The organism is Flavobacteriales bacterium (assembly GCA_030584065.1).
Classification (GTDB): domain Bacteria; phylum Bacteroidota; class Bacteroidia; order Flavobacteriales_F; family PHOS-HE28; genus PHOS-HE28.
In genome coordinates this window covers 2858009-2882999 of record CP129489.1, presented here as the reverse complement: position 1 = coordinate 2882999, position 24991 = coordinate 2858009, and the positions used below count along the sequence as shown (strand labels likewise).

Here is a 24991-nt window from a genome sequence, read left to right as displayed (position 1 = left end):
TCACGTGAGTGCTTCGCGGATGCGGTCGTTCAGGCGGCTCTCCACCACTTCGCGGGTGAAGAGGATCATGTTCTTGATGGTGAGGTCGTTGCTGATGCCGTGGCCGATGATCACGTTCCCGTTCACCCCCAGCACCGGCAGGCCGCCGTAGTTCTCGTAGTTGAACCGATCGAAGAAGGGCTCATGCACCCCGCGTTGCTCCAGCAGGTCATGGAAGGCCTCCACGGCCTTGAGCACCACGTTGCCGGTGAAGCCGTCGGTCACGTACACATCGGCCTTGTCGTTGAAGAGGTCGCGTCCCTCGACGTTGCCGATGAAGCGGAACTGCTTCTGGTCGCGCATCAGCTCAAAGGTGGCCTGGCGCAGGAGGTCGCCCTTCTTCTCCTCTTCGCCGATGTTGAGCAGGCCGACCTTCGGGTCCGCGATGTGGTAGACATGCTTCGCGAGCATGGCCCCCAATAGCCCGAACTGCGCCAGCACGTCCGATTTGCAATCCGCGTTCGCGCCCACATCCACCAGGATGCCGTAGCTCCCGTTCTCCTTGGGCACCACGCTGGGTATGCAGGGGCGGATGACGCCCGGGATCGGCTTCACGCTGAATACGCTGCCCACCAGCATGGCGCCGGTGTTCCCGGTGCTGGCGAAGGCATCCAGCTTGCCCTCCTTCAGCAGGTGGAAGCCGAGGGAGATGCTGCTGCGGGGCTTGGCCTGCAGCGCCTTGGTGGGATGGTCCTGGAAGGTGATGTCATCCTGGCTGGCCACAATGTCGAAGCCGCCTGGATCCGCACCTTCTGCGCGCAGGCCCTGAATGATGGCTTCCGCGTTGCCGATGAGCGCCAATCGGACGTCGCCCGGCAGCTCCTTCGCCGCCATGGCTGCGCCGCGGATGGGCACGACCGGTCCGTGGTCGCTGCCCATGATGTCCACTCCGATCCTCATCGAGGCTGGGGCGGTGGGCTATGGCCTTACTCCGTGGCCGACTTGTCCACCACCACGCGACCCTTGTAGAAGAGCTTGTCGCCCTCCATGTGGGCCCGGTGGCGCAGGTGGGTGGCGCCGGTCGTGCTGTCCACGCTCAGCGTGGGGGCAGCGGCCTTCTTGGTGCTGCGGCGGCTGGCGGTGCGGGTCTTGCTGAAGCGTCGTTTCGGATTTGGCATGGCTGCGGGGGATTGCGGCTCAGGGCCGCTTCGGTTTCAGTTTTTGGAGGGCGTCCCAGCGGGGATCGGGTACGGGTTCTTGTTCCAGCGCCAGCTTGCCCAGCACGGCATCCACCTCAGGGTCGCATTGCCCGGCAGGGTGAACGTGCCGGGCCGGCAGCGACAGGCGCAGGCACTCGAAGAAATAGTGCGTCAGGTTGATGCTGTGCGCGCGCGCATCCAGCACCACCAATTCGTCATCGTCGGGCTGCTCTTCGCCGTGGAGCTGGAAGATCTGCCGCTGGTCGCCGGATATCGGCTGGTTCATCGGCGCGTTGCAATGGTCGCAGCGAACCGCCACGGTGCCTTCCAAGTGCATGTTCGCCACCAGCAGGGTGGGCGTCTTGTCCAGCCGCACCACGGCCTTCACCTGCCCGCCTTCGAACTCCTCCTCATGGGCCGATTCGAAGAACGAAGGTCCCAGCTCGAACTCGAATTCGTGCGTGCCGTCCTTCAGGCCGGTGAAGGGGATGGTATGCTCTGGAAGCGGCTCCATGGCAGGGAATCCCTGCGAAAAGTGGTCGGCAAATGTAGCGGTTGCGGCCATGCGCAGGCCTGGGGGAAGCCGGTGGGCCAACGAATAGGGGGCAAGACCGCTCGCCAATCACCGGCCTGCGAGCGGCAAGCGGGGGCTGGACCGGGCCGGCGCGGTCAGCCTTCCTTCCGCTCCTTTTCCCGCTTCTGTGGCTGTAAAGGATTGGCAGTGATGGACTTATGCCACTCCCGGCGCTGCCGGATGTCCGCCGCCAGCCAGACCGCCGCTCGGAAGGAACCCTCGTCAGCCAAGCCTTGGCCTGCGATATCCAGCCCGGTGCCATGATCGGGGCTGGTGCGCACGATCGGCAGGCCTGCGGTGAAATTGACGCCATGGCCAAAGCTGAGGGCCTTGAAGGGGGCCAGGCCTTGATCGTGGTACATCGCCAGCACCCCGTCGAAATGCTTGTAGCTACCGTTGCCGAAGAAGCCATCGGCGGCGTAGGGCCCCATGGCCCGGATGCCCTCCTCGCTGAGCCTGCGAACGGCGGGCGCAATCCGCTCCCGGTCCTCGCTGCCGAGCGCCCCGCCATCGCCGGCGTGCGGATTGAGGCCCAGGATGGCGATACGCGGCTCCAGTACGCCGAAGTCGCGCAGGAGGCTTTGGTGCAGCAATCGGGCCTTGGTCAGGATCCGGTCGGTGGTGATGGCCGCTGCCACGTCCTTCAGGGGGATGTGGCCCGTGACCGTACCCACCCTCAGGCCATCCCCCACCAGCAGCATCAGCACCTCGCTATCGGCGCCAGCCATATGCTGGAGGAACTCGGTATGCCCCGGGAAGGCGAATCCGGCCTGCTGCATGCTGTGCTTGTCAATGGGCGCCGTCACCAGCACATCCACCTTACCGCTCGCCAGGTCCTGTGCAGCGGCTTCCAGGCTCTTGATGGCATAGCTCGCCAGTTGCCCGGAGGGCTTCCCCACCTCCAGTGGAAGGTCCTCATCCCACAGGTTCACCAGATTGAATTTCCTCGGCACGGCCTCGCGGGCATCGTTCACGCGGTTGAACTGCACCTCCTCCAGTTGGAGCAGCTTGCGGTGATGGCTCACCGCCTTGGCCGAACAGTACAGGATGGGCGTGAGGTCCGCCAGCATGCGTGCATCCTCGAAGCATTTCAGCACAACCTCGAGGCCGATGCCTTGGAGGTCGCCGCAGGAAATGCCCACGCGGACGGGTTGGCTCTGTTCGGTCATGCGTTGGCGCGTTGCTTCAGGAATTCATAGAGCAGGCGGACGCCTACCCCCGTGCCGCCCTTGGTTCGGTAGCCATCCTTCCGGGTGAGGAAGGCCGGCCCCGCGATGTCGATGTGGATGTAGGGGTGGGTGGTGAATCGGGCCAGGAATTTGCCCGCCGTCTGGGCGCCGGCCAGGTCGCTGCCCAGGTTCTTGATGTCCGCCACATCGCTCTTGATCTCCTCGCCGTACTCTTCCCAGAAGGGCAGGCGCGCCACGCGTTCATAGACCGCATCGGCGGCGGCCTCGAGCCGGTGGAAGGCCGTGTCGGGGGCGGTGCCCATCACCGCGCTGCCATAGGTGCCGATGGCGCGCATGGCGGCGCCGGTCAGGGTGGCAAGGGTCATCACGAGCTCGGGCTGGTAGCGCTCGCCGTAGCTGAGTGCATCGGCCAGGATCAGCCGTCCCTCGGCATCGGTATTCATCACCTCAACGGTGAGGCCGTTGTGCATTCGGATGACATCGCCGGGCGCATAGGCGTTGCCGCCGGGGCGGTTGTCGGTTGCAGGGATGAGCCCGACCACATGCACCGGCAGCTCCTGCCGGGCCGCAGCGGCAATGGCGCAGGCCACCGCACCGGCGCCAGCCATGTCGCATTTCATCTGGTCCATGCTGTTCGGGGTGGGCTTCAGGCTGAGTCCGCCGGTATCATACACCACGCCCTTGCCCACGAGCAGCACCGGCTTCTTGTTCACCGGGGCCTTCGGTTTCCATTCGAGGATGCTGAACGTGGGCTCGTCCACGCTGCCCTTGTTCACCGCGATGAGGCCGCCCATGCCCATGGCCTCGATCTGTTCCCGGCCCAGCACCTGCACCTTGAAGCCGCTGTTGCGGCTGAGGTTGCGGAGCTCGGCGGCCAGCTGCTTGGCGTTCAGGAAGCTCACCGGCTCGTTCACCAGGTCGCGGGCGGTGAAGACGGCATCGCATAGGCCGGCGAGCTCCTCTACTTCAGCGGCCGAGACCTCCTTGGCCACCACGGTGAGCTTCTCCAGCGTAGGCGCCCCTTGGGCCTCGGTCTTGTATTTGCGGAAGGCGTAGGACCCCAGCGCGGCGCCCTCCGCGAGCGCGAGGGTCAGGCCGGCATCATCCTGCAGGCTGATGATCTGCGCCTCGCTGCGCTTGGCGCCGTTGAGCCGGGCGGCCATGGCATCACCGGCCCGCCGCGCCTTCTCCAGCTGTCCGCTCCGGTCGCCTTTGGCGGCGAGGTGCGCCATCACCAGGCGCCCGCTGATGTCGCAAACGGCCAGGGCTGGATCGCCCTTCAGTTGTTCGGCGAGGTATTGACGGTCAGCGCGTTCCAGGTCCAGGTTGCGGAGCTGCGCGGGTTCGTCGAGCACCACCAGGGTGTCTCGGGCAGCGGCGGGCCGGCTGCCCTTGGCCAGGTCGATCATGGGCCGAAGATAGCCGGGGTGGGCAGCGGCCGCCCTGCACCTGCCAACGGCGCACATTTCCCCGGTACCGGCATCGGTGGGCCCTGTCGGAACACCGAACTTTGTCCTCTACCTATGCGCACGCGCCTGCTTGCCTTGATGTTGCTCCTCCCGGGAGCGGTGGCGGTGCATGCCACGCACAACCGGGCGGGCGAGATCATCGTGTGCCATGTGGGCGGATACACCTACGAGGCGACCATCATCACCCACTGCAAGCTCTCGGCCCCGGCCGACCGGCCCGAGCTCACGCTGTTCTGGGGCGATGGCACCAGCCAATCGGTGGCACGCCAAGCGCCGCAGGATTTCCCGCAGCAGGACCTGCGCCGCAATGTCTACATCGCCACGCATCAGTACTCGGGCCCGGGTGAATTCATCCTCTCGTTCGACGACCAGAACCGCAATGCCGGTGTGGTGAACATCCCCGGCTCGGTGGACCAGAGCTTCTGCGTGAAGACCAAGCTCGTGATCTCGCCCCTGGCCGGGAACAATTGCTCGCCGCGCTTCCTCAACTCCCCCATCCAGGATGCCTGCTTCTGCCGGCCGTGGATCCACAACCCCGCGGCGTACGACCCCGACGGCGATAGCCTGAGCTATGAGCCGGTGGTCTGCCTTGGGCTGAACTGCCAGCCCATCGCAGGGTACCAGTACCCGAACGAGGTGGGGGGCTGCAACGGAGCCAGCTACAGCATCGATCCGGTGAACGGCACCATCCGATGGCTCAATCCGGGCCTGCTGGGCGAATACAACCTGGCCTTCCGGGTGTACGAGTGGCGGCGCGTGAACGGCGTGCTGGTGAACATGGGCTGGGTGACCCGCGACATGCAGGTGACCGTCCGCACCTGCGCCAATCAGCCGCCGGTAATCGGCCAGGTGCGCGACACGTGCGTCACGGCCGGCACCTTCCTCACCTTCAACGTACCGGCCAGCGACCCCGACCCCGGCCAGGCCGTCACCCTCACCGCGCTGGGCCAGCCCTTCGTGATGCCCAGTTCGCCGGCCACCTTCGTCAGCCCATCACCTGCGCAGAGCGTCAACGGCGTGTTCAGTTGGAACACCAACTGCTCCCATGTGCGGCTGCAGCCCTATCAGGTGGTCTTCGATGCGCGCGACAATGACAACGAGGTGGAGCTTCATGACTACCGCACCGTGAACATCACCGTGGTCTCACCGCCGCCCCTCAACCCCACGGCCACGCCCAGCGGCGCCTCCATCGCGCTGGACTGGGACCCGAGCATCTGCACCAATGCCATCGGTTACCGCATCTACCGGCGCTTGGGCGCCTACGGGTTCGGGCCTGACAACTGCGAGACCGGGGTGCCGGCCTACACCGGCTACACGCTGCTGGCTACCGTGCAGGGCTCGGGCACGACCAGCTACACCGACAACGGACCGCTTGTGATCGGCAATCAGTACTGCTACATGGTGGTGGCTTTCTTCGCCGATGGCGCGGAGAGCTACGCCAGCGTGGAATTCTGCGCCACGCTCGACCGTCAGGTGCCGGTGATGACGCATGTGAGTGTCGGCGCAACCAGCTCAGCGGCCGGCGTTGATACCGTGCGCTGGAGCAATGCCTTTGACCTGGACACCCTTGCGCGGCCGGGCCCCTACCAGTTCAAGCTCTACCGCGGCACGGGCCTCGCCACGGCAGGCACCCTCATCCACACCAGCGCGCTCCACCCGTTCCTTGCGCACCCCGATACGGAGTACATCGACACCGGGCTCGACACCGAGGGCCAGGCGCACGTCTACCGTGTGGAACTCTTCGGAGCGGGCGGCAACGACTTCATCGGCAGTGCCAGCCCGGCTTCCTCGGTCTTCCTCGCTGCGGCCCCGAACGACGAGCAGCTCACCATCAGCTGGAGCCTGGACGTGCCGTGGACGAACAGCCTCTATGAGGTCTATCGGAATGTCGCCGGGAGCTGGTCCCTGGTGGGCACCAGCACCAGCGGCAGCTTCACGGAGGCCGGGTTGAGCAATGGCACCACCTACTGCTATCGCGTGCGGAGCATCGGGGCCTACAGCGAGCCGGGCATCGCATCGCCACTGCTCAACTACAGCCAGGAGATCTGTGCCGCGCCGCGCGACCTCACTCCGCCTTGCGCGCCCCTGGTGGTGCTCGACAACGATTGCGAGGAGCCCTTGAACACGCTCACCTGGAACGACCCCAACCAGAGCTGCGCGGACGATACCTACCAGTACCGCGTGTACTTCGCGGAGACCGCAGCCTCGCCCTACCAGCTGATTGCGACGATCGTGGGAGCCGGCAACACCAGCTTCACCCATGTCAATGGCTCCAGCGTTGCCGGCTGCTACCAGGTGACGGCCATCGACACCGTCGGCAACGAGAGCGCATTCATCGAGCCGGTATGCGGAGACAATTGCCCTGTCTATGCGCTGCCGAACATCTTCACGCCCAACGGCGATCGGGTGAATGACCTGTTCGTGCCCTTCCCGTATCGCGGGGTGAAGGCCATCGACCTCCGGGTCTTCAACCGCTGGGGTCAAGTGGTTTTCACCACCACGGACCCCGACGTGCGCTGGAACGGAACCCTGAACAACGAGGGCGAGACCTGCCCCGATGGCGTCTATTACTACACCTGCACCGTCACCTACGCCCGGTTGGCCGGTGATGAGCCGGCCCAGCTGAACGGCTACGTGCACATCAGCGGCAGCGGGCCTGCGCCGCGCACCAACTGATGTTCACCGGCATCGTGGAGGAGGTGGGCGAGGTGGTGGCGCTGCGCGATGCGGGCAGCAACCGCACGTTCACCGTACGGGCGCGGATGGCGGCGGAACTGCGCATCGATCAGAGCGTGGCCCACAACGGAGTTTGTCTCACCGTGGTGGGCCTGGGCGAGGGGACCTACGAGGTCACCGCCGTGAGGGAGACGCTCGAGCGCAGCAGCCTGGGCTCCCTGGCCGTGGGCGATGGCGTGAACCTGGAGCGCAGCCTGCGACTGGGCGATCGGCTTGATGGGCACCTCGTGCAGGGTCACGTCGATACGGTGACGCGGTGCATCGGCGTCCGGGACGAGGGCGGCAGCTGGGCCTTCCGGTTCGACCTTCCAGACCACCCTCAGCTGCTCGTGCACAAGGGCAGTATCTGCATCAACGGCGTCAGCCTCACCATCGCGGCGCTCGACGGCTCTTCCTTCAGCGTGGCCATCATCCCGTACACCTTCGAGCACACCACCTTCCGGTCGCTCATGGCGGGCGATGCGGTGAATCTGGAGTACGATGTCCTGGGTAAGTACGTGCAGCGCATGCTCGCTGCGTCCTGATCACTGCTTCAGGAAGCGCACCTCCGATCGGCCGTCCGTTGATTGCACGCGGGCGGTGTAGAGACCGGGAGCAAGGTCGACCGCCTCGATTGCGATGCGCTGTTCGTGCGCGGTCGGTTGTTCCCGCACCACGATGCGGCCAAGGGCATCCACGATCGTCAGCTCAACCGGGCCGTTGTACCGGTTGCCGAGGTGCAGCCACGCCCGGTCCGTGACCGGGTTGGGATGGACCAGGAGCATCTCCCTGTTCCTGAAGGCTTGCACCGGTACTTTCAGCACAAGGTTCTGACCGCTCAGGATCCAGAGTTCGGGGTCGAGGAGCGCGCTGTCGGCCTGGAAGGGAAGCGGTAGGCTGAAGGTCTGGCCGCTGTACTGATGGTCGAGCACGATGGTGGTGTCGGAGCCGCCACCTGTGAAGCGGATGGGCACAGGCATCTCGAAGAACTCCACGCTCGGGTGCGAAGACGTCTGGTCGAGCGCGAGGCTTACGGATCCCCCCGCGTCCTGTGCCCAGGTCAGCTGGTAGGAGGGGAAGCCCTCGCCCGCGTACCAGTCGTGCATGAAGCCCGTGAGGTCCTTTCCGCTGGCCGACTCCAGATGGGCTACGAGCTGGCCGGTGAGGGCGCTTCCGCCGCGCAGGTCCGGGTCGAGCAGGTAGTTGTTGAGGGCCGCGAAGAAGGCTTCATCGCCGCAGACCCAGCGCAGCATGTGGAGGAGGTAGGCGCCCTTCGCATAGGTGAGGCGGCCATCGAACATCCGCGGGATGCTCAGGGTGTCGGTGACCAGCACGCTGCCCCCGGGCTGCGAGGTGATGAAGGCTCGGCGGCCCTGCTTGAAGGGCATCCAGTATTCGGGCACCAGGAATTCGTAGCATAGGCCGCTGAGGTAGGTGGCGAAGCCCTCGTTGAGCCAGAGGTCCTCCCAGCTGCCGCAGGTCACCAGGTTGCCGAACCACTGGTGGGCGAGCTCATGGGCCATCAGTTCGTAATGGAAGCTGCCCATGAAGCTCATGGTCTGGTGCTCCATGCCTCCGCCCCAGACGAACTGCGCATGTCCGTATTTCTCATCCGCGAACGGATAGTCGCCGAAGAGCTCGCTGAAGAGCAGGAGCTGCGCCACGGCGTTCGGCGTGCTGCCCTGCCAGTCGGCTGCGCTTTCGGGGAAGACGTAGTTGAGCACCTCCACCGTGGTCCCGCCGGGCAACGCGGCGAAATCGCTGTACGCCGAATAGTTGGTCACGGCGAAGGCGATGAGGTAGTGGCTGATGGGGTGGCGATGGCGCCAATGGAACATCACCTGGCCATTGCCGAGATCCTGCTCGTCGATCAGGAGCCCGTTGCCCGCCACGCGGTTGCCTGCGGTGGTGGTGACGATCAGGTCGAGCGAATCGGCCTTGTCATTCAGGTCCTGCTTGCACGGCCACCAGTCGCGTGCGCCATAGGGTTGGCTCAGCGTCCAGAGAATGGGCGAGCCGGCGTGCTCTGCCTGCACGAATGAGCCGAATCCGGATTGAAGAGGGGGCACGCCGCCATAGCTGATGCTCACCACCGCCTCTTCGCCATCCGGCAGCGGCGGGCTCAGCGTGATCCGAAGCGAGTCGCCTTCGTGCGCGAATGGGGCCGGTGCCCCGTCACGCAGCACCTGGGTCACGCCGAGCGCTCCGCTGAGGTCGAGGACGACCTCAGCGAGCGCCTGCGTGGCGGTGATGCGGTGCACAGCCGTTCCGCTGATGGCGCGGATGGCAGGGTCCACCGCCAGCTCCAGCCGGTGGTGGCCCATGTCGAAGCCCCTGCTCGGCGCGCTGCGCGCCTGCGGCGCCCATCGCGCATGCGCTTCCGCCTCATCCGCTGCGATGCGCTCGATGCCGTAAGGATCGAAGCAGACCTGCCCCAAGGCATCGCCGAGGGACAGGGCAACCGATAACCACACCAGGAGCCGCACGTCCCCGAAGTTACGGTGGCCGGGACCCGCTACAGCACGCTGGCGGCCACCGCCCGCACGGCCTCGCTGCGTCCCATGGTGTAGAAATGGAGGCAGGGGGCGCTCTTGGCGATGAGCTCCTTGGCCTGGGCGATGGTCCATTCGATGCCGATGCGCTTCACCTCCAGGTCGGTGCGGCATTTCACGAGCTCACGGGCGAATTCGTCCGGCAGGTCCACCCGGAAGGTCTTGGGCAGGAAGGCGATGTGCCGCAGGGTGGTGATGGGCTTCAGCCCGGGGATGATGGGCACCGTGATGCCCGCCTCGCGGCACAGGTCGACGAAGCGGAAGTACTTCGCATTGTCGAAGAACATCTGCGTCACCAGGTATTCGGCTCCCGCATCCACCTTGGCCTTCAGGTAGGCGATGTCCACGTTGAGGTTGAGGGCCTCCGGGTGCTTCTCGGGGTAGCAAGCTGCGCCGATGCACAGGTCGGTGGCGGCCGCATCGCGCTCTTCATCATGCAGGTACCGGCCCCGGTTGAGGTTGGCGATCTGCTGGATGAGATCCACCGCATGGGCATGGCCATCGCGCTCGGGGATGAAGTGCGGCTCATTCTTGATGGCATCCCCGCGCAGAGCCAGCACGTTGTCGATGCCCAGGAAGTTCAATTCGATCAAGGCATCCTCGGTATCCTCCTGGCTGAAGCCGCCGCAGATGAGATGGGGTACCGTGTCGATGTTGTACTTCGCCTTGATGGTGGCGCAGATGCCCACGGTGCCCGGCCGCTTGCGCAGGCGTACTTTCTGCAGCAGCCCGTGGCCGCGGTCCTTGTAGAGCACCTCCTCGCGGTGGTAGGTGACGTTGATGAAGCTCGGCTTGAACTCGAGGAGCGGGTCGATGCCTTCGTAGATGGAGCGGATGTCCTTGCCCTTCAAGGGCGGAAGTATCTCGAAGGAGAAGAGCGTGCGATCCGCGCGCCGCAGGTGGTCGATGACCTTCATGGATTGGCCGGTTGGCCTGCGCCGGGCAGGCGGGCGCTAAAAGTAGGAAGGCCCTTCCGGGAACGAAGGGCCTTCCTGCTGGATGTGCGGAATCAGCGCAGCACGGTGATGTGGCCCGCATACTCCGACTTGTCGTGGAGCTTGAGCACGTAGTAGTAGGTGCCATCCGGCAGATCGTCGGCCTTCCACTGGTTGCGGTAGTTGGTGGCCTCGTACACCTTGTTGCCCCAACGGCCATAGATCACGAGCTCATTCGCCCAGTACTCGATGTTGGGTATCACGAAGTAGTCGTTCATCTGGTCGCCGTTGGGAGAGATGACGTTTGGGATGGTGATGTCCGGCGGGAAGATGTCGTACCGCTGCACGATGGTGTCGGTGCAGCCGTCGGTGGTGGTCACGATCAACAGCACGTCATAGGGCCCTGGATCATTGAAGGTCCATGATGGGTTCGGGTCCGTGCTGGAGCCCTCCTGGTCGTCGAAATCCCAGAACCAGGAGACGATGGTGCCGCCGTTGACCGTGGAGGCATCGGTGAAATCAACGGTGGTGCCCATGGGCTGGGGCGACACCGGCGAGGCGGTGAAGCCTGCCACGGGGTTGTTCGCGATGAGGACGCTGTAGGGGGCGGAAGTGCCGCTGCATCCCTCCGCCGTGGTCACCGTCACGGTATAGGAACCGGTGCCGGCCAGGATGGTGGGGCTCGTCTCCTGCGTGCTCCAGAGGTAGGAGGCATAGGGCTCGGTGGTGGAAAGAGTGGCCGATGCGCCGCCGCAACTGAAGGGCGGCCCGGTGATCACCGGCGTCGGTACCGGCACCTCGACGACCGTGATGGGCTCGGAGGTCAGCGGGCAGTTGCCAAAGGCGACCGTTACGGTATAGGTGCCGGCGCCTACGTTCACGTTGGTGCCGGTGAATCCCCCGGGGCTCCAGAGGTAGCTGTCAAATCCCTGCGGTGCGGTCAGGTACGCCACACCGTCCGTGCAGATCACCGGGTTGCCGCCGATGGTGATAGGGCCCTGGGGTGCGGGGTTCACCGTTACGGTGATGGTGGTGTCATAGGTGCAGCCGAAGTTGTCGGTAATGGAGAACACATAATCGTGCGTGCCTACCCCCACCGGGGTCGCGGTAGCCGACAAAGGATCATTGGGGTTGGAGACCAGCCCATTGCCCACCCAGTTGGCCGAGTCGAGCGTGCTGGTTCCCAGCACAGGGGTGAACTGAGTGAGGCTCGGGAACAGCGAGGGGTTGAAGTTCAATCCCCAGTCGCAGATGAACCCGTTGTCGATGGCCCAGTTGTCGATGACCGTGAAGGTCCACGTACCGTTCAAGGCACAACCCGTCAAGGTCGACCAAGGTTGCACGCTGCTGTAGGTGCCGGCAATCAGTGCATTGCTCGCAGGCGTGCCGGCCTGTGTCACGTTCGGTGTGATTCCGAACGCTGCGCAATCAGCGAAGGTGCCCAAGGTGGCTGTGGGGCTCCAGCAGTAGTCCCAGCACTCTCCGATCACGGGGCTGGAACCCGGGTCGGTGTCATTGGCCGCTCCTAGGTATGTGCTCCCTCCACCCTGCTGGTGAAGGGTCATGGTCTGTCCACTGGGGCAGGTGATCGAGATGATCAGATCGCCCATGTAGCTGTGTTCCAGGCTGGCACAGATGCTGAGCAGATCGTTCGGGTTCGCGAGGGTGGCACCGGGGGCGAACTGCGTGTAGAACAACTGGGACGTGTACGCCACCCCGGAACCGTCGGGCATGGTCACGCCATCGCCCAGGTTCACTGTTGGGAGTGCGGACCACATGACCGGTGTCGCTACAGCGGTGAGGTCGATGCTCTCCCCTTCGCAGATCACCATGGGGCTGACAACCGTGCCATTGAACACCGGGGTGGTGCTTACCAGCACCTGGAGGTCCACCAGGTTCGTGTTCGAGCAGCCATTATCGTCCGTCACGGTGAGTTGCACCACGTATTCACCCGGCTCCGCAAAGGAGTGGGTGACCACCGCGCCCGTGCTGTCAAGCGCGCCATCCGCGAAGTCCCAGCGGTATTCCGCGATGGTGAAAGGATCCACCGCAGTGGAGCCCGATCCGTCGAAGGTGATCACCTCTCCTTGGCAGGCCAGCAACGGCACGGGGCTGCCAAAGGTGGCAGCCGCCGTGGGGGGCTGACAGGGCACCACGCAGCTGATGAGCGAAGCGAACACACCGGTCCCGGTCTCGTTGCTGGCGAACACCAACGTCAGGCAGCCAGTCGGATTCGAGAATGAGGCGGATACGATCCCCGGCGAGTCAGAGCCCGACCATTGGCCGAGCAGGGGAGCGGACAGGTCAGCACCGTCATAGATATAGAGCACATCTCCCGGTGCGGACCCGGCTGTGCTGAGGTTGAAGGTGAAGAACTGCAGGGAAATCGCCGGCCCCCCGCTGCCGTCCGGGCAGATGGTGGTGGTGAAGTTCTCGTTGTTCTGGTAACCACCTGCCCCTTCCCCCCCACTGTCCAAAAGCGAACCTGAACAGGCCGACACGGTCCCATCTGCAATGGTGTACTGCGCCTGGAGTTGGGTGGCCAGCAGAAGGGTTGTTAAGAGCGCGAGCTTTTTCATCTTCATCATCGATCGTTGCTTCGAGCGGGGCTGGCGGCCTGCCTGGGTGTTTAACGGGCCCGGCAAGGCCGTCAAATCTATGCGCCGGCGGCGGAACCCACCAGCCTTAGTTCATGGGAGTCCGGTTAAGCCAAACCACCTTGCCATCGCTAATCACCTGGCCGTCCAAAGTGGTGGCCTCCACGGCCACCATGTACATGCCATCCGCGCAGTTGGCGCCATCCCAGAGGACGATTTCGCCAGACCCGGTTCCCCCACCCATATTCCCGCTGAAGACCAATTGGTTGGTCTGGATGGAGTAGACCCGGATCAGGGCATTGGACAAGGAGGCATCGGCTACCACCTTGTAGGCGTCGTTCACACCATCGCCGTTCGGTGTGAATGTATTGGGCATCAGAAGCCTAGGCCGTGAAGCGGAAGGGAGGGGGGCAGGCTCCGCCGTCTCCACCTCCGGCTCCGTGGCTGTAACCGTAGCGGGCGAACCTGCAGATTGACGCAGAGCCTCTTCGGCGGCAACCTGCTGCTTCACCTGCTCCGTCAGTTCCAGGATGATGTGCTCTACCACCTGCTCCTCTTCGGCGCCGGCTGGCAGTGTGGCACTTGTGGATATGACCGGGTCGGCGGTGGCCTCAATTGGAGTACGCGCAGGGGCTGGTGCTTGGGCGATGGGATTGACCTGTCGCCCAGTCTTTTCGTTGGCTGCCGGCTTCGGCGCCAGAATGGGCGCCATGGCCATTTCGGGGGCTCGTTCCACCGGGTTGGCTGTGGGTTGGGCCAAGGCCTCTGCCTGTTCCACGGATTCTGCTGCCGCTTCGGCTGTTACAGGGGCATCCGGAGGGCCCAGGGTGAGCGCAAGCACCACAGCCCCGATGGCCAGGGCCCCAGCCAAGCCAGCGGCCACCCAGCCGTAGCCACCCAGCATGCCACTGCCTGCAGCCGCCGGTTGCCCGAGCTTCGAGCTGATATTCTCCCACACAGCCGGGTCGGGCTCCACCTCGTGCTGTTCGAACCGTTGCCTGAAGTGGTCATTCACCGGATCGCTGGGCGGCGCGGCCGTCAGCAGCCGTGCTTCGATTACCTGCCAAAGCGCAGGGTCTACCGGGGCCTCGTGGCCCTGGAAGCGCTCCCGGAACAGGTGGCTCAGGTCATCCTTCATGGTCGTGTGCATAGGGCGCTGCGGTCTCTTTGGGCAGCAGCTTGCGCAGGTAGGCCCGCGCTTTCATGAATTGCGATTTCGAGGTGTTCTCCGATATGCCGAGCTGCTCGGCGATCTCCTTGTGGGCGAACCCTTCGATGGCGAACAGGTTGAACACGGTTCGGTAGCCGGTGGGCAGCGCTTGAATCAGGTCCATCAGTTCATCCGTGGACATGGTCATAACCGCCTGCTCATCAGCCTGGTGCAGGTGCTCTGCCGCTGTCAGGTCCACGCTGTGGTCGTACGGCTTGTTCCGTCGGATATGGTCCAGCGCGGTGTTCACCATGGTGCGGGCGATCCAGCCGCCCAAGGGGCCGTCTCCACGGTAGTGTCCGATTTTCTGGAACACCTTCACGAAGCCGTCTTGCAGCATGTCCTGGGCCTGCTCCCGATTGCCGGCGTATCGCATGCAGATGCTCATCATCTTCCGTGCATAAGCCTTGTACAGCCCCTTCTGAGCGATGGGGTCGCCAGCGACGCATCCTGAAACGAGCTGCTCATCGGTCATGACGGTCCGTGTATGATGATGCAAACCGGGGCCCCGAGGTTGCCTGGCCCTGCCGAAGGTACGGCCCATGGCGGCGCGGCAGCCCAAGGGCTACCTTCGCGGCCCGCGTTCCGGACCCTTCCGGCCGTGCGACCCAGCCATGGACCATATCCGCAACTTCTGCATCATCGCCCACATCGACCACGGCAAGAGCACCCTGGCCGATCGCCTGTTGCAGATGACCGGCACCATCGCCGACCGCGACATGCAGGCCCAGAACCTGGATGACATGGACCTGGAGCGTGAGCGGGGCATCACCATCAAGAGCAAGGCGATTCAGATGGACTACTCCCTCAACGGGAAGAAGTACATCCTGAACCTGATCGACACGCCCGGCCACGTGGACTTCAGCTACGAGGTGAGCCGCAGCATCGCCGCCTGCGAGGGCGCCCTGCTCATCGTGGACGCCACCCAGGGCATCCAGGCACAGACCATCAGCAACCTCTACCTGGCGCTGGAGCACGACCTGGAGATCATCCCCATCCTCAACAAGATGGACCTGCCCTCGGCGAACCCGGAGGAGGTGAAGGACCAGATCGTGGACCTGCTGGGTTGCCGCCGCGAAGAGATCCTGAGCGCCAGCGGCAAGACCGGACTCGGCGTGGACAAGGTGCTGGAGGCCGTGGTGGAACGCATCCCTGCGCCGAAGGGCGACGTGAACGCCCCGTTGCAGGCCCTGATCTTCGACAGCGTCTTCAACTCCTTCCGCGGCATCATTGCCTATTTCCGGGTGATGAACGGCACCATCCGCAAGGGCGACCGCGTGAAGTTCTTCAACACCGGCGTGGAGTACAACGCCGATGAGGTGGGCATCCTGAAGATGGACATCAGTCCGCGGCCCGAGGTGAAGGCCGGTGATGTGGGCTACATCATCAGCGGCATCAAGACCGCCAGCGAGGTGAAGGTGGGCGACACCATCACCCACAAGGAACGCCCCTGCGCCGAGGCCATCAAGGGCTTCGAGGACGTGAAGCCCATGGTGTGGGCGGGCATCTTCCCCGTGGACACCGACGAGTACGAGGAGCTGCGCGACGCCATGGAGAAGCTCAAGCTCAACGACGCCAGCCTAACCTGGACGCCCGAGAGCAGTGCCGCGCTGGGCTTCGGCTTCCGCTGCGGCTTCCTGGGCCTGCTCCACATGGAGATCATCCAGGAGCGCCTGGAGCGCGAGTTCAACATGACGGTGATCACCACCGTGCCCAACGTGGGCTACCTGGTGACCAAGACCAATGGCGATGTGCTGGAGGTGCACAACCCCAGCGAGCTGCCCGAGGTGATGCACATCGAACGGATCGAGGAGCCCTACATCAAGGCGCAGGTGATCACCAAGTCCGAGTACACCGGGGCCATCATGACGCTCTGCATCGAGAAGCGCGGCATCCTGATCGGCCAGAACTACCTCACCACGGACCGCGTGGAGCTCACCTTCGAGCTTCCGCTGGGCGAGGTGGTCTTCGACTTCTACGACAAGCTGAAGAGCATCTCACGCGGGTATGCGTCATTCGACTACCATCCGATCGGCCGCAAGGAGAGCGACCTGATCAAGCTCGACATCCTGCTGAACGGCGAGAAGGTCGATGCCCTCAGCGCGCTGATCCACCGCGACCATGCGCACGAGCTGGGCAAGAAGATGTGCGCCAAGCTGAAGGAGCTGCTGCCCCGCCAACAGTTCGACATCCCCATCCAGGCCGCCATCGGCGCCAAGATCGTCGCGCGAGAGACGGTGAAGGCCCTGCGCAAGGACGTGACGGCGAAGTGCTACGGCGGGGATATCAGCCGCAAGCGGAAGCTGCTGGAGAAACAGAAGGAAGGCAAGAAGCGGATGCGGCAGATCGGCACCGTGGAGGTGCCCCAGCAAGCCTTCCTGGCCGTCCTCAAGCTGGATTGATCGGTGCGCGTCGCGGCAGGATGCGTGCAGGGTTGCCCACCGCCACGCTGTTGGCCGGGACATCCTTCACCACCACGGCGCCGGCGCCGATGGCCACGTCATCACCGATGGTGATGGGGCCGATGATCACCGCATTGGCACCGATGTCCACGCGGTCGCCGAATTGCGGCGCGCGGCTGTAGCGGCCGTCCGGCAACCGCTTGTTGCCGATGGTGGTGCTGTTGCGCACGGTGCAGCCGGCGCCGAACACGGTGCCGTCATTCACCACCAATGCCTGCCCGTGGTCGATGCGGAACCCTGCGCCGATCCGGGTCTTCCACGGCAGCTCGATGCACAGCAGCCATTCCACGCCCACGCGGTAGAGGAGGAAGTACCAGAAGAAAAGGACCGCCACCGCCGGGTTCTGCCGCAGCAGGTGCGCCGTGCGGAAAAGGAGCATCACCACGCGGCCCTTGGGGTTGCCCTTGTTCGCGGCCCAGTCCTGGAGGATGTTCCATTTGCCCATCATCACGCGCGCTTCCCTGCCAAAGGTGAGATGTACTGGTTGAACAGGAGCTTGAGGTACTGCGGAACGTAGAGCGCCACGCGCACCAGCTGGCCCAGGAGCATGCCCCCGGGTCCCAGGCCGATGTCACGGCTCACGCGACGCCCCTCGGCCAGCACCTTCTTCAGCGGTATCCGCATACTGGCCCCCCCCGCCGTGAAGTTGGCCAGCGGCTCCGGCAGGTAGAGGAACTGGCCGCTCGATTCCATCCAGGCCTGAACCGTCCACTTGTGGTCGCCGCTCACCCGCAGTGCAGCATCGAACGGGCGGCCCTTGTAGTAGCTGCGCCGCACGAAGAAGCTGGGATGGTTCAGCACCATCTCCCAGTATTTCAGCAGGAAGCCGCTCTGCCGCGCGCGCTTCACCTTCCTGTGCCCGTTTGGATAGTGGATCCAGATGTCGCCGTGCACGATGTTGGTCGCCGGACGGTCCTTCGCGGCCTCCATCGCGCGCGCCACGGCCTCCGGCTCGTACCAGTCATCGGCGTTGATCAGCGCCACCCACTCGCCGGTGGCCAGCGCCACACCCTTGTTCATGGCATCGTAGATGCCCTTGTCGCGCTCGCTCACCCATAGGTCCACCCGGTCCTCGTAGCGGCGCAGCAGCTCGAGGGTGCCATCCGTGCTGCCGCCGTCCACCACGATGTACTCGATGAAGGGGTAGGATTGGCCCAGCACGCTCTGGATGGTGCGTTCAAGGGTGAAGGCGCCATTGAATACCACGGTCACGATGCTCACCACGGGCTTGCCGGCCTTGGCCGATGGATGGAGGCCCCGTTCCCGGCGGCCGCCGCGCAATGTGCTCATGGCCGGCAAAGCTGGGGGATCGCCACTGCCGCGCCGACGTGATGGCGCACTCGGCATGAACGGATCTTTCAACAGGCGGGACTGTAACTTTCCGTTCGCTGCGCCGTCGCATCATCATCACCGGGTCCCTCGCCGATGACCGTCGCCGAATACAACGCTGCCGTTGATGCCTATGCCGATGGGCTCTATCGCTTCGCGTTGAAGCACCTGCGCGATGAGGATCTGGCCAAGGATGTGGTGCAGGAGAGCTTCACCCGGCTGTGGGCCAGGGTGGATCAGGTGGAAGGCGCCAAAGCGAAGAGCTACCTCTTCACCACGGCGCACCATGTCATGGTGGACGAGGTGAGGAAAGGAAGCCGAACGAGGCCCATGGAAGCGCATCACGAGGCGATCCGGCACACCAGCCCATCGCAGCCGGACCTGAAGAAGGTCTTGGAGGAGGCCTTGGCCACGCTGCCCGCCATCCAGCGCAGCGTAGTGCTCCTCCGCGACCTGGAGGGCTACGCCTACGAGGAGATCGCGGAGCTGACCGGCCTGAACCTCTCACAGGTGAAGGTGTACATCTACCGCGGCCGCACGGCGCTCAAGGCCTACATCGGACAGCTCGACCTGGTGGTATGAAGCAGCGGATCGACCATACCAACTACGAGGCCTGGCTGCTCGACCGCCAGGAGGGACGGCTCACGCCAGCGCAGGAGCACGAACTGCTGGTGTTCTTATTGGCGCATCCGGAACTGGATCAGGGCTCCGAAGAGTGGCCCACGCTGGACGCTGCTGCGGACAGCCTGCACGGCGAGGAGAAAGAAGCCCTCAAGCGCACGCTGCCTCCCACGGGTGCGATCAGCCGCGCTACCCTCGAGGACTACCTTGTGGCACGGCTGGAAGGTGATCTCACCCCGGCTCAGGAAGAGGCATTGGAGCAGCACCTGATGGCACACCCCGAGGACGCACGCCTGGCACGCCTCGTAGCGGCCACCAAGCTGGTGCCGGGCTATGAGGCATTTCCGGGGCGGGATTCCCTGGTCCGCGAGCTTCCCCCCAAGGGAGCGGTCGGCCGCCACACGCTTGAGGACCATCTGGTAGCCCGCCTCGAAGGGGACCTGGACCCGGGCCAGGAGTCCGCGCTTTCCGCCTTCCTGGAGCAGGACGAGGATGCTGCCCGGGAATGGCTGCTGTTGCAGCGCACGCGCATCGCACCAGAGGCAATCGTCTATCCGGACAAGTCCTCGCTGAAGCGCGAGGCCCGGGTGGTGAGCCTTTTCAGCGTACGACCCTTGGTCCGGTGGGCTGCAGCCGCTGCCGTGCTGGCCGCTATGGTCACGGCCTGGTGGCAAGTGCAGGAGCCGAAGCAGAAGCTCGCAGCCGGACCATCGGTGAGTACATCGATACCACCAATTACCCCGCCCTCGGCTCGCCGGCAGCAGCGCTCGGCTCCCATCGCGGCTCAACCCAAGGCCGGGCAGGAGGACTCTCAGGCGTTGGGCACGGCGGCATCGCCCCATCCTGAGCCCGGTACTGCGCCTGCCAGCAGGTCCGAGCGCCCCAAGGCCGTGCCGGAGCCCTCGCCGGAACCTGCGCCGATGATTGCCCAGGAAGAGCCTGCGCCGATAGGACTTCGCGAAGAGACGCGGCCGATGGGTCAGGAAGCGCTGGCCCACGAGGGGCCCATTGCTGGACCCTCCCAGGCGATCCGCCTCCTCCGGCCCACACAGCCGGAGGCCCTTCCGCTAGGCCAGGCCTTGGCCGCTACGCTGCGGGAGCGTGTGCTGGAGCAGCCGAGCGAGGCCGGTCGCCCCCTTGATGCCGACGATGCCATTGCTGCGGTGGACAAGGGTCTGCGCACGCTTGGCGGGGACCGCGCCGGCCTGCAGGTGGCACGCGATGCAGGTGGCCGCAGCCGCAGCTTCAACCTGCGCCTCGGCCGCAACCTGGCGATCAGCGCACGCCGCTGAGATCGGACTTATCCCTTCCATGCCGGAGCCCGTTCGGGCCGGTCACTCGCTCAACCGCTCATCATGGGCTGCGTACCGCTCATCACGCAGCGGGCGTAAATCTGTAACGATGGCTGCTCCGGCCACGTCCCATGCACAACGAACAACCACCACCGCCATGAAAACGCCGATCACCCGCTACCTGCTCGTTCTGGCCTCCGTGCTCACCATGGGCTATGCGCGTGCCGCCGAGCCCGTCGTCCGCCCTGTCGCCCGCACCGAGGCATCCGCTCTCGACCGCTCGCTGGAGCGCGCCCTGAGCCGCCACATGACCTTCCCCTGGCTCGCGCAGGGGGATATGACCGGGAAGGTCTACGTGAGCTTCAACATCGATACCGAGGGCAAGGTGCAGGTGCTCAGCTGCTCCAGCGCCAACGAGCGCCTCAAGGACTATGTGCTGCGCAAGCTGGCCCGCGTGGATATCGGAGACAACCCCGATGGCATCTGGCGGACCACGCACCTGGTGATCGATTTCCATCCGGAAGCCAAGGGCTGAGCGATCGCCTGCCGGTGAGGAGGCCCCCGCGGGAGCGGGGGCCTCGCTTTTTCACCGGATGGCTGTAACAAGCAACCCCGGGCGCCGTCCCATGGGAACAGAGACAATCGCCATGAAAGCCATCATCAGTGCCGCCGCTGCCCTCCTGCTGGGCAGCGCCCCGGTCATCGCCCAGGCAGACACCACCCGCGCGTCCGGCCAGCAGGAGTCGGCCGTACGCATCGAGTACAACAGCAAGGAAGGGATCGGGGTGCAGGTGGAGTCCGGCGATACCACCCGGAAGGACGGCGGATTCACCATCGAGACCAAGAACAAGATCATCACCATCACCAGCACGCCCAGGCCCTGGGCTTCCGAGAGCGACAGCATCGCTGAATTGCTAAGGGACAAGCGCCGTCAGCGCCGCCGTGACTTCACCTACTGGACCGGGCTCGACATCGGAGCCAACTTCCTGGTGGGCCCGGATGGGGACGCCGATCTGGATGCGACAGCGGACTTCATGCAGCTCGATCACGGCCGCTCCCGGTTCTTCGCCATGAACCTGCTCGAGCGCAAGGTGGAGTTCGGGAGCCATCACGCCGGGCTCTACACCGGGCTTGGGTGGGAGTTCGTCAACTACCGGCTGAAGAGCAATGCGATCCTGGCCTATGAGGGCGACTCGGTGTTCGGTGTGCCGTTGGAGCAGCCCCGGTTGGACAAGAACAAGCTCCGCCAGATGGGCATTCGCGTGCCGTTGATGCTGGAATTCAACACCCGCCGGGCGCCCCTGCCAACGGCCGATGACGTGCGGGCCATGCGGTCCGATACCACGGGCACTGTGCGCAAGCGATTCTCCTACGACCGGTCGCGCAATGTGCACCTGGCCTTCGGCGTGGTGGGCAGCTGGTACTTCGATACGATGTACAAGCAGCGGTACGAGGTGGATGGCGACATGGTGCAGGACAGGGACAAGGGCGACTACAACCTACTGCCCTACCGGCTGGCCGCCGCTTTGCGATTGGGCTACGGAGCGCTCAACCTCTTCGCCGAGTACTCGCTGACGCCGCTCTTCCGTGAAGGGCAGGGCCCGGATCTCACGCCGGTCACCGTGGGAATCACGCTCGTGGGGTTCAACTAGCCATGCACGGCGGGCCTCAGGGCCGCCCAGCAGCGCTACGAGGGGTTGGACCCCGGCCGCGGGCTTCAAGCGATGCCTGCCTGCCGCGGCCGCGGCGTGGAGCCGGTCGGCTACATTTGCGGGCCTTCCCAAACGCACGCACCGCATGGGCCGCATCTTCGAGAAACGAAAGCACAAGATCTTCGCGCGCAACGCGAAGCTGAGCAAGCTCTTCACGCGCATCGGCAAGGAGATCGCCATGGCCGTGAAGGCAGGTGGCCCGAATCCGGAGGCGAATTCGCGGCTGAAGGTGGCCATCCAGAACGCACGGGGCATGAACATGCCCAAGGACAACATCGACCGGGCCATCAAACGGGCCCAAGGGGGCGAGGAGGCCGATTACCAGGAGAGCACATACGAGGGCTATGCGCCGGGCGGTGTGGCGGTCTTCGTGGATGCCGCGACGAACAACGTCAACCGCACCGTCGGCAATGTGCGCAGCTATTTCAGCAAGTGCGGCGCCAACCTGGGCACCAGCGGGTCGCTCTCCCACATCTTCGAGCGCAAGGCCGAGTTCGTGATCGATGCGGCCGCGCTCAAGGGGCGCGATGCCGATGAGTTCGAGATGGAGGTGATCGACGCCGGCGCCGATGATGTGCTCCGTGATGAGGAGGGCTTCACCATCTACGCGCCGTTCCAATCCTTCGGCGCCATGCAGCAGAAGCTGGAGCAGTTGGGCGTGGAGGCCAAGAGCGCCGAGCTCAAGCGCTTCCCCTTGGTCACCGCTCCGGCCGACATCGTCACGGCCCGTGCCGTGCTCAAGCTCGTCGATATGCTCAATGAGGATGACGACGTGAATGCCGTGTACCACAACATGGACCTCACCGAGGAGGTGGAGGCGGAGCTGGAGAAGGAGTGACCTGGTCGCGAGCCGGAGCTGACCGGCGCAAAGGCCGGAATGCTTTGCCGGCGCTGGTCCCCGTTAGCGCGCGATCCCTGGCCCCGAAAGGGCCCTGCCTCCTTTGCGCAGGGCAGGCGGCTCATGCATGAGCCCAAGAGCGGCCGAACGCCGCGAGCTCGGATTAACAGCACTTCACGGCGATGGCTCCGACCGGATGGACCGGATCGGCGCGGGAGGGGGATGCATCGCCAGGGCTCATCTCGGCGAACGGGTCGCCCGTTCCGAACGACTGGAGTGCAACGAGTTGCTTCATCCCGAGCAGGGTGCGGAAATCCTCTTCATGCTGCTCTCCCCGCAGCCGCTCAGCGTTTCGTGCTGCCCCGGGTTCACCTTCCCCGGAACCGGATCTGGTAACGCGTGCCGCGCTCGTCCCCGTGCACGGTCATGTGCCCGTTGAGCTGCTCCACCAGGCTTTCGATCAGCGAGGTGCCCAGCGAGCTGCCATCCGGCTGGAGCTTGTCGAGTGGGATGCCCGTGCCATCGTCCGCATAGAACAGGTCGAACGCCTCCCCATCGGCCCGGTGGATCGAAAGGGTGACGAGCCCCTCGCTGCGGCCGTGGAAAGCATGCTTGAAGGAGTTGGTGATGAGCTCGTTGAGCAGCAGGCCGAGCGGTACCATGGTGCTCAGCCCGAAGGCCAGGCCCTGGTCCACCTCGGTGCGCCAGCGGATGCGTCCGCCGACATCGTTGACCCGCACCAGGTCGGAGAAGAGCTCCTCGATATAGGTGCCCACCTCCACCATGGCCAGCTCATCGCCCTTATAGAGCTTCTCATGGATCAGCGCCATGGATGTGACACGGCTCTGGCTCTGGTCAAAAGCCTCCTGCAGGCGGTCATCGGTGAATGACGCGGCCTGCAGGCGCAACAGGCTGGCGATCACCTGCAGGTTGTTCTTCACCCGATGGTGCATCTCCTTGATCAGCACGCTGATCCGCTGGTTCGCCTCTTCCAGCTTCTCCTTCTCCGCCTTGAGGGCGCGCGCCTGCTCGTTGTCGCGGATGCGCGCGGCCTTCAGGTTCTCCTTCATGCGGGCGAGCGCGAGGCCCAGCTTGTCCTGTGCGCCGCGCACGTTCACAGGCACATCGTAGTCGCCTTTGCCGATGGCCTCGGCGCTGCGGGCCAGGGACCGCAGGTTGTCCACCATGCCGTTGAATGCATCGGCCATCTCGCCGATCTCATCCTTCCCGTTCACGGCCACTTTCACATCCACATCGCCCACCGCCATGGAGCGTGCGGCGCGCCCCACCTCGGCCACCGTGCTGCGCACCCCGCGCGTAATGAGGATGCCCATGATGGACACGGCGATGACCACCCCGGCCAGGGCCGCCAGCACGATGAGCAGGCGCACTTCCGCATCGCGCGAGTTGGCGGCCGTATTGCGGGTGATCAGGTCGAGCGACCGCACCTCCACCTCCCGGAGCTTCTCCAAGGCTTCGAGCGACAGCTCCCACCAGTCGCGCGGCGCGATTTCCAGATCGGGCGATCGGCGCTGCTTCACTGTTCCGATGAGCGAGCGCATGAGGTTCACGTCCTCCCCTTGGAACACCGCGAGGTAGGTGCGGAGCACCTCGGGGGGCGCATCGCGCTCGAAGAGCAGCATGTTCGTTTCATAGGCGGACACCTGCTCGCTGAGGGCCGCCACCTCGTTGATGTCGATTGGCCGCGCGGCGTACCCGATCGTGAGCTTGTCGCGCAGGACGCTGAGGGCCTCCTTGGCGCTCAGCAGCCGCAGGTGGGCATAGAGGCGGTCCTTCGTACCGGGGTCGAGCTGCAGCTTGCCCGTACGGCCCAGCTCATTGAGCAGCGCCCGCTCCATGGCGCGGTAAGCGGAGCTCACGGAGGTGGCGTCGATCCGTCGGTCGCGGACGCGCTGCCGGAGGATGTGGAGCCCATCGAAGGGGCGGGAGCCCGAGACGGCCGCGCCGGCGGGCATGCCCGGCATCTCCAAGGTGCCCAGCGCGCCATCGGTGCGCGCGTATTGGAGCTCGAGCTTCATGGGCAGCACGTTCATGCCGCTCAGGTAGCCAACGGAAAGGGCGCTCTCGCGTTGGATCTCATGCACCACGTTGGCGTGCAGGCCCATGATGCGCCCTTGCTGGTTGATGTACTCCATCACATCCAGCCGCTTCAGGCTGCTGTCCACCTGCTTGCCGATGAGCAGCACCATGCCCAGCATGGGGATGCCCAGCGTCACCATGAACTTGGTGCGCACCGGCAGGTCGGCGAACCGCCACTTCATCGATCCCAAAGTACGCAGGAGAGCGGCATATGAAG

General features: G+C 64.8%; 21 protein-coding genes. 8 read left to right on the top strand and 13 right to left on the bottom strand.

Annotated features, from left to right (window positions below; translation table 11 throughout):
• The 5 genes from plsX to QY325_12125 all read right to left on the bottom strand — a co-directional run bounded on the left by plsX (window position 1) and on the right by QY325_12125 (window position 4351).
• Window positions 1-939: a phosphate acyltransferase PlsX gene (plsX, locus tag QY325_12145; GenBank protein WKZ65510.1), complete on the bottom strand. Its 939-nt coding sequence runs from the start codon at window positions 937-939 to the stop codon at window positions 1-3.
• 26 nt (window positions 940-965) lie between these two features.
• On the bottom strand, window positions 966-1157 hold the full coding sequence (rpmF, locus tag QY325_12140; GenBank protein ID WKZ65509.1) for a 50S ribosomal protein L32: 192 nt from the start codon (window positions 1155-1157) through the stop codon (window positions 966-968).
• A gap of 19 nt (window positions 1158-1176) precedes the next feature.
• On the bottom strand, window positions 1177-1692 hold the full coding sequence (locus tag QY325_12135) for a DUF177 domain-containing protein (GenBank protein ID WKZ65508.1): 516 nt from the start codon (window positions 1690-1692) through the stop codon (window positions 1177-1179).
• A gap of 155 nt (window positions 1693-1847) precedes the next feature.
• Window positions 1848-2921: a 4-hydroxythreonine-4-phosphate dehydrogenase PdxA gene (pdxA, locus tag QY325_12130; protein ID WKZ65507.1), complete on the bottom strand. Its 1074-nt coding sequence runs from the start codon at window positions 2919-2921 to the stop codon at window positions 1848-1850.
• On the bottom strand, window positions 2918-4351 hold the full coding sequence (locus QY325_12125; protein WKZ65506.1) for a leucyl aminopeptidase: 1434 nt from the start codon (window positions 4349-4351) through the stop codon (window positions 2918-2920). Before QY325_12125 ends, pdxA begins: the two co-directional genes overlap by 4 nt.
• Before the next feature lie 114 nt (window positions 4352-4465).
• On the opposite strand from QY325_12125, the gene QY325_12120 reads away from it, so the two are divergent.
• Together QY325_12120 and QY325_12115 are read left to right on the top strand one after the other, a co-directional pair.
• Window positions 4466-7087 carry a gliding motility-associated C-terminal domain-containing protein gene (locus tag QY325_12120; protein WKZ65505.1) on the top strand — a complete coding sequence of 874 codons (2622 nt, stop codon included), beginning with the start codon at window positions 4466-4468 and terminating at the stop codon, window positions 7085-7087.
• The gene (locus QY325_12115; protein WKZ65504.1) at window positions 7087-7671 is read left to right on the top strand and encodes a riboflavin synthase; all 585 of its coding nucleotides are present in this window, start codon (window positions 7087-7089) and stop codon (window positions 7669-7671) included. The genes QY325_12120 and QY325_12115 overlap by 1 nt, the downstream gene beginning before the upstream one ends.
• Here the strand turns inward: QY325_12115 and QY325_12110 are convergent, their stop codons facing one another.
• From QY325_12110 to QY325_12090, 5 genes are all read right to left on the bottom strand, one after another.
• The gene (locus QY325_12110; GenBank protein ID WKZ65503.1) at window positions 7672-9612 is read right to left on the bottom strand and encodes a M1 family aminopeptidase; all 1941 of its coding nucleotides are present in this window, start codon (window positions 9610-9612) and stop codon (window positions 7672-7674) included.
• Window positions 9613-9641: 29 nt separating this feature from the next.
• Window positions 9642-10595, bottom strand: coding sequence for a methylenetetrahydrofolate reductase [NAD(P)H] (gene metF / locus QY325_12105; protein ID WKZ65502.1), 954 nt, complete (start codon window positions 10593-10595; stop codon window positions 9642-9644).
• Window positions 10596-10687: 92 nt separating this feature from the next.
• The gene (locus tag QY325_12100) at window positions 10688-13192 is read right to left on the bottom strand and encodes a PKD domain-containing protein (protein ID WKZ65501.1); all 2505 of its coding nucleotides are present in this window, start codon (window positions 13190-13192) and stop codon (window positions 10688-10690) included.
• A gap of 106 nt (window positions 13193-13298) precedes the next feature.
• A complete protein-coding gene (locus tag QY325_12095; GenBank protein WKZ65500.1) occupies window positions 13299-14348 on the bottom strand; it encodes a hypothetical protein in 1050 nt (349 codons plus the stop codon).
• Window positions 14338-14895 carry a sigma-70 family RNA polymerase sigma factor gene (locus tag QY325_12090; protein WKZ65499.1) on the bottom strand — a complete coding sequence of 186 codons (558 nt, stop codon included), beginning with the start codon at window positions 14893-14895 and terminating at the stop codon, window positions 14338-14340. The genes QY325_12095 and QY325_12090 overlap by 11 nt, the downstream gene beginning before the upstream one ends.
• 139 nt (window positions 14896-15034) lie before the next feature.
• Here QY325_12090 and lepA point away from each other — a divergent pair, with 139 nt between their 5' ends.
• Window positions 15035-16822 carry a translation elongation factor 4 gene (gene lepA / locus QY325_12085; GenBank protein ID WKZ65498.1) on the top strand — a complete coding sequence of 596 codons (1788 nt, stop codon included), beginning with the start codon at window positions 15035-15037 and terminating at the stop codon, window positions 16820-16822.
• Here lepA and QY325_12080 read toward each other — a convergent pair.
• Together QY325_12080 and QY325_12075 are read right to left on the bottom strand one after the other, a co-directional pair.
• Window positions 16809-17330, bottom strand: a complete 522-nt coding sequence (locus tag QY325_12080) for a serine acetyltransferase (protein WKZ65497.1) — start codon at window positions 17328-17330, stop codon at window positions 16809-16811. The genes lepA and QY325_12080 overlap by 14 nt on opposite strands.
• On the bottom strand, window positions 17330-18172 hold the full coding sequence (locus tag QY325_12075) for a glycosyltransferase family 2 protein (GenBank protein ID WKZ65496.1): 843 nt from the start codon (window positions 18170-18172) through the stop codon (window positions 17330-17332). Before QY325_12075 ends, QY325_12080 begins: the two co-directional genes overlap by 1 nt.
• Before the next feature lie 135 nt (window positions 18173-18307).
• Between QY325_12075 and QY325_12070 the strand changes: the two genes are divergently transcribed.
• The 5 genes from QY325_12070 (at window position 18308) to QY325_12050 (ending at window position 22674) form a co-directional block, all read left to right on the top strand.
• A complete protein-coding gene (locus tag QY325_12070) occupies window positions 18308-18793 on the top strand; it encodes an RNA polymerase sigma factor (protein WKZ65495.1) in 486 nt (161 codons plus the stop codon).
• On the top strand, window positions 18790-20124 hold the full coding sequence (locus QY325_12065; protein ID WKZ65494.1) for a hypothetical protein: 1335 nt from the start codon (window positions 18790-18792) through the stop codon (window positions 20122-20124). Before QY325_12070 ends, QY325_12065 begins: the two co-directional genes overlap by 4 nt.
• 157 nt (window positions 20125-20281) lie before the next feature.
• Window positions 20282-20659 carry a hypothetical protein gene (locus tag QY325_12060; GenBank protein ID WKZ65493.1) on the top strand — a complete coding sequence of 126 codons (378 nt, stop codon included), beginning with the start codon at window positions 20282-20284 and terminating at the stop codon, window positions 20657-20659.
• A 112-nt stretch (window positions 20660-20771) separates the two neighbouring features.
• Window positions 20772-21776 (top strand): hypothetical protein, encoded by a 1005-nt coding sequence (locus QY325_12055; GenBank protein WKZ65492.1) that lies wholly within the window; start codon window positions 20772-20774, stop codon window positions 21774-21776.
• Between the two features lie 145 nt (window positions 21777-21921).
• The gene (locus QY325_12050; protein WKZ65491.1) at window positions 21922-22674 is read left to right on the top strand and encodes a YebC/PmpR family DNA-binding transcriptional regulator; all 753 of its coding nucleotides are present in this window, start codon (window positions 21922-21924) and stop codon (window positions 22672-22674) included.
• 368 nt (window positions 22675-23042) lie between these two features.
• Here the strand turns inward: QY325_12050 and QY325_12045 are convergent, their stop codons facing one another.
• Complete coding sequence (locus QY325_12045) at window positions 23043-24956, bottom strand: histidine kinase dimerization/phosphoacceptor domain -containing protein (GenBank protein WKZ65490.1); 1914 nt, start codon at window positions 24954-24956, stop codon at window positions 23043-23045.
• Window positions 24957-24991 lie beyond the last annotated feature (35 nt).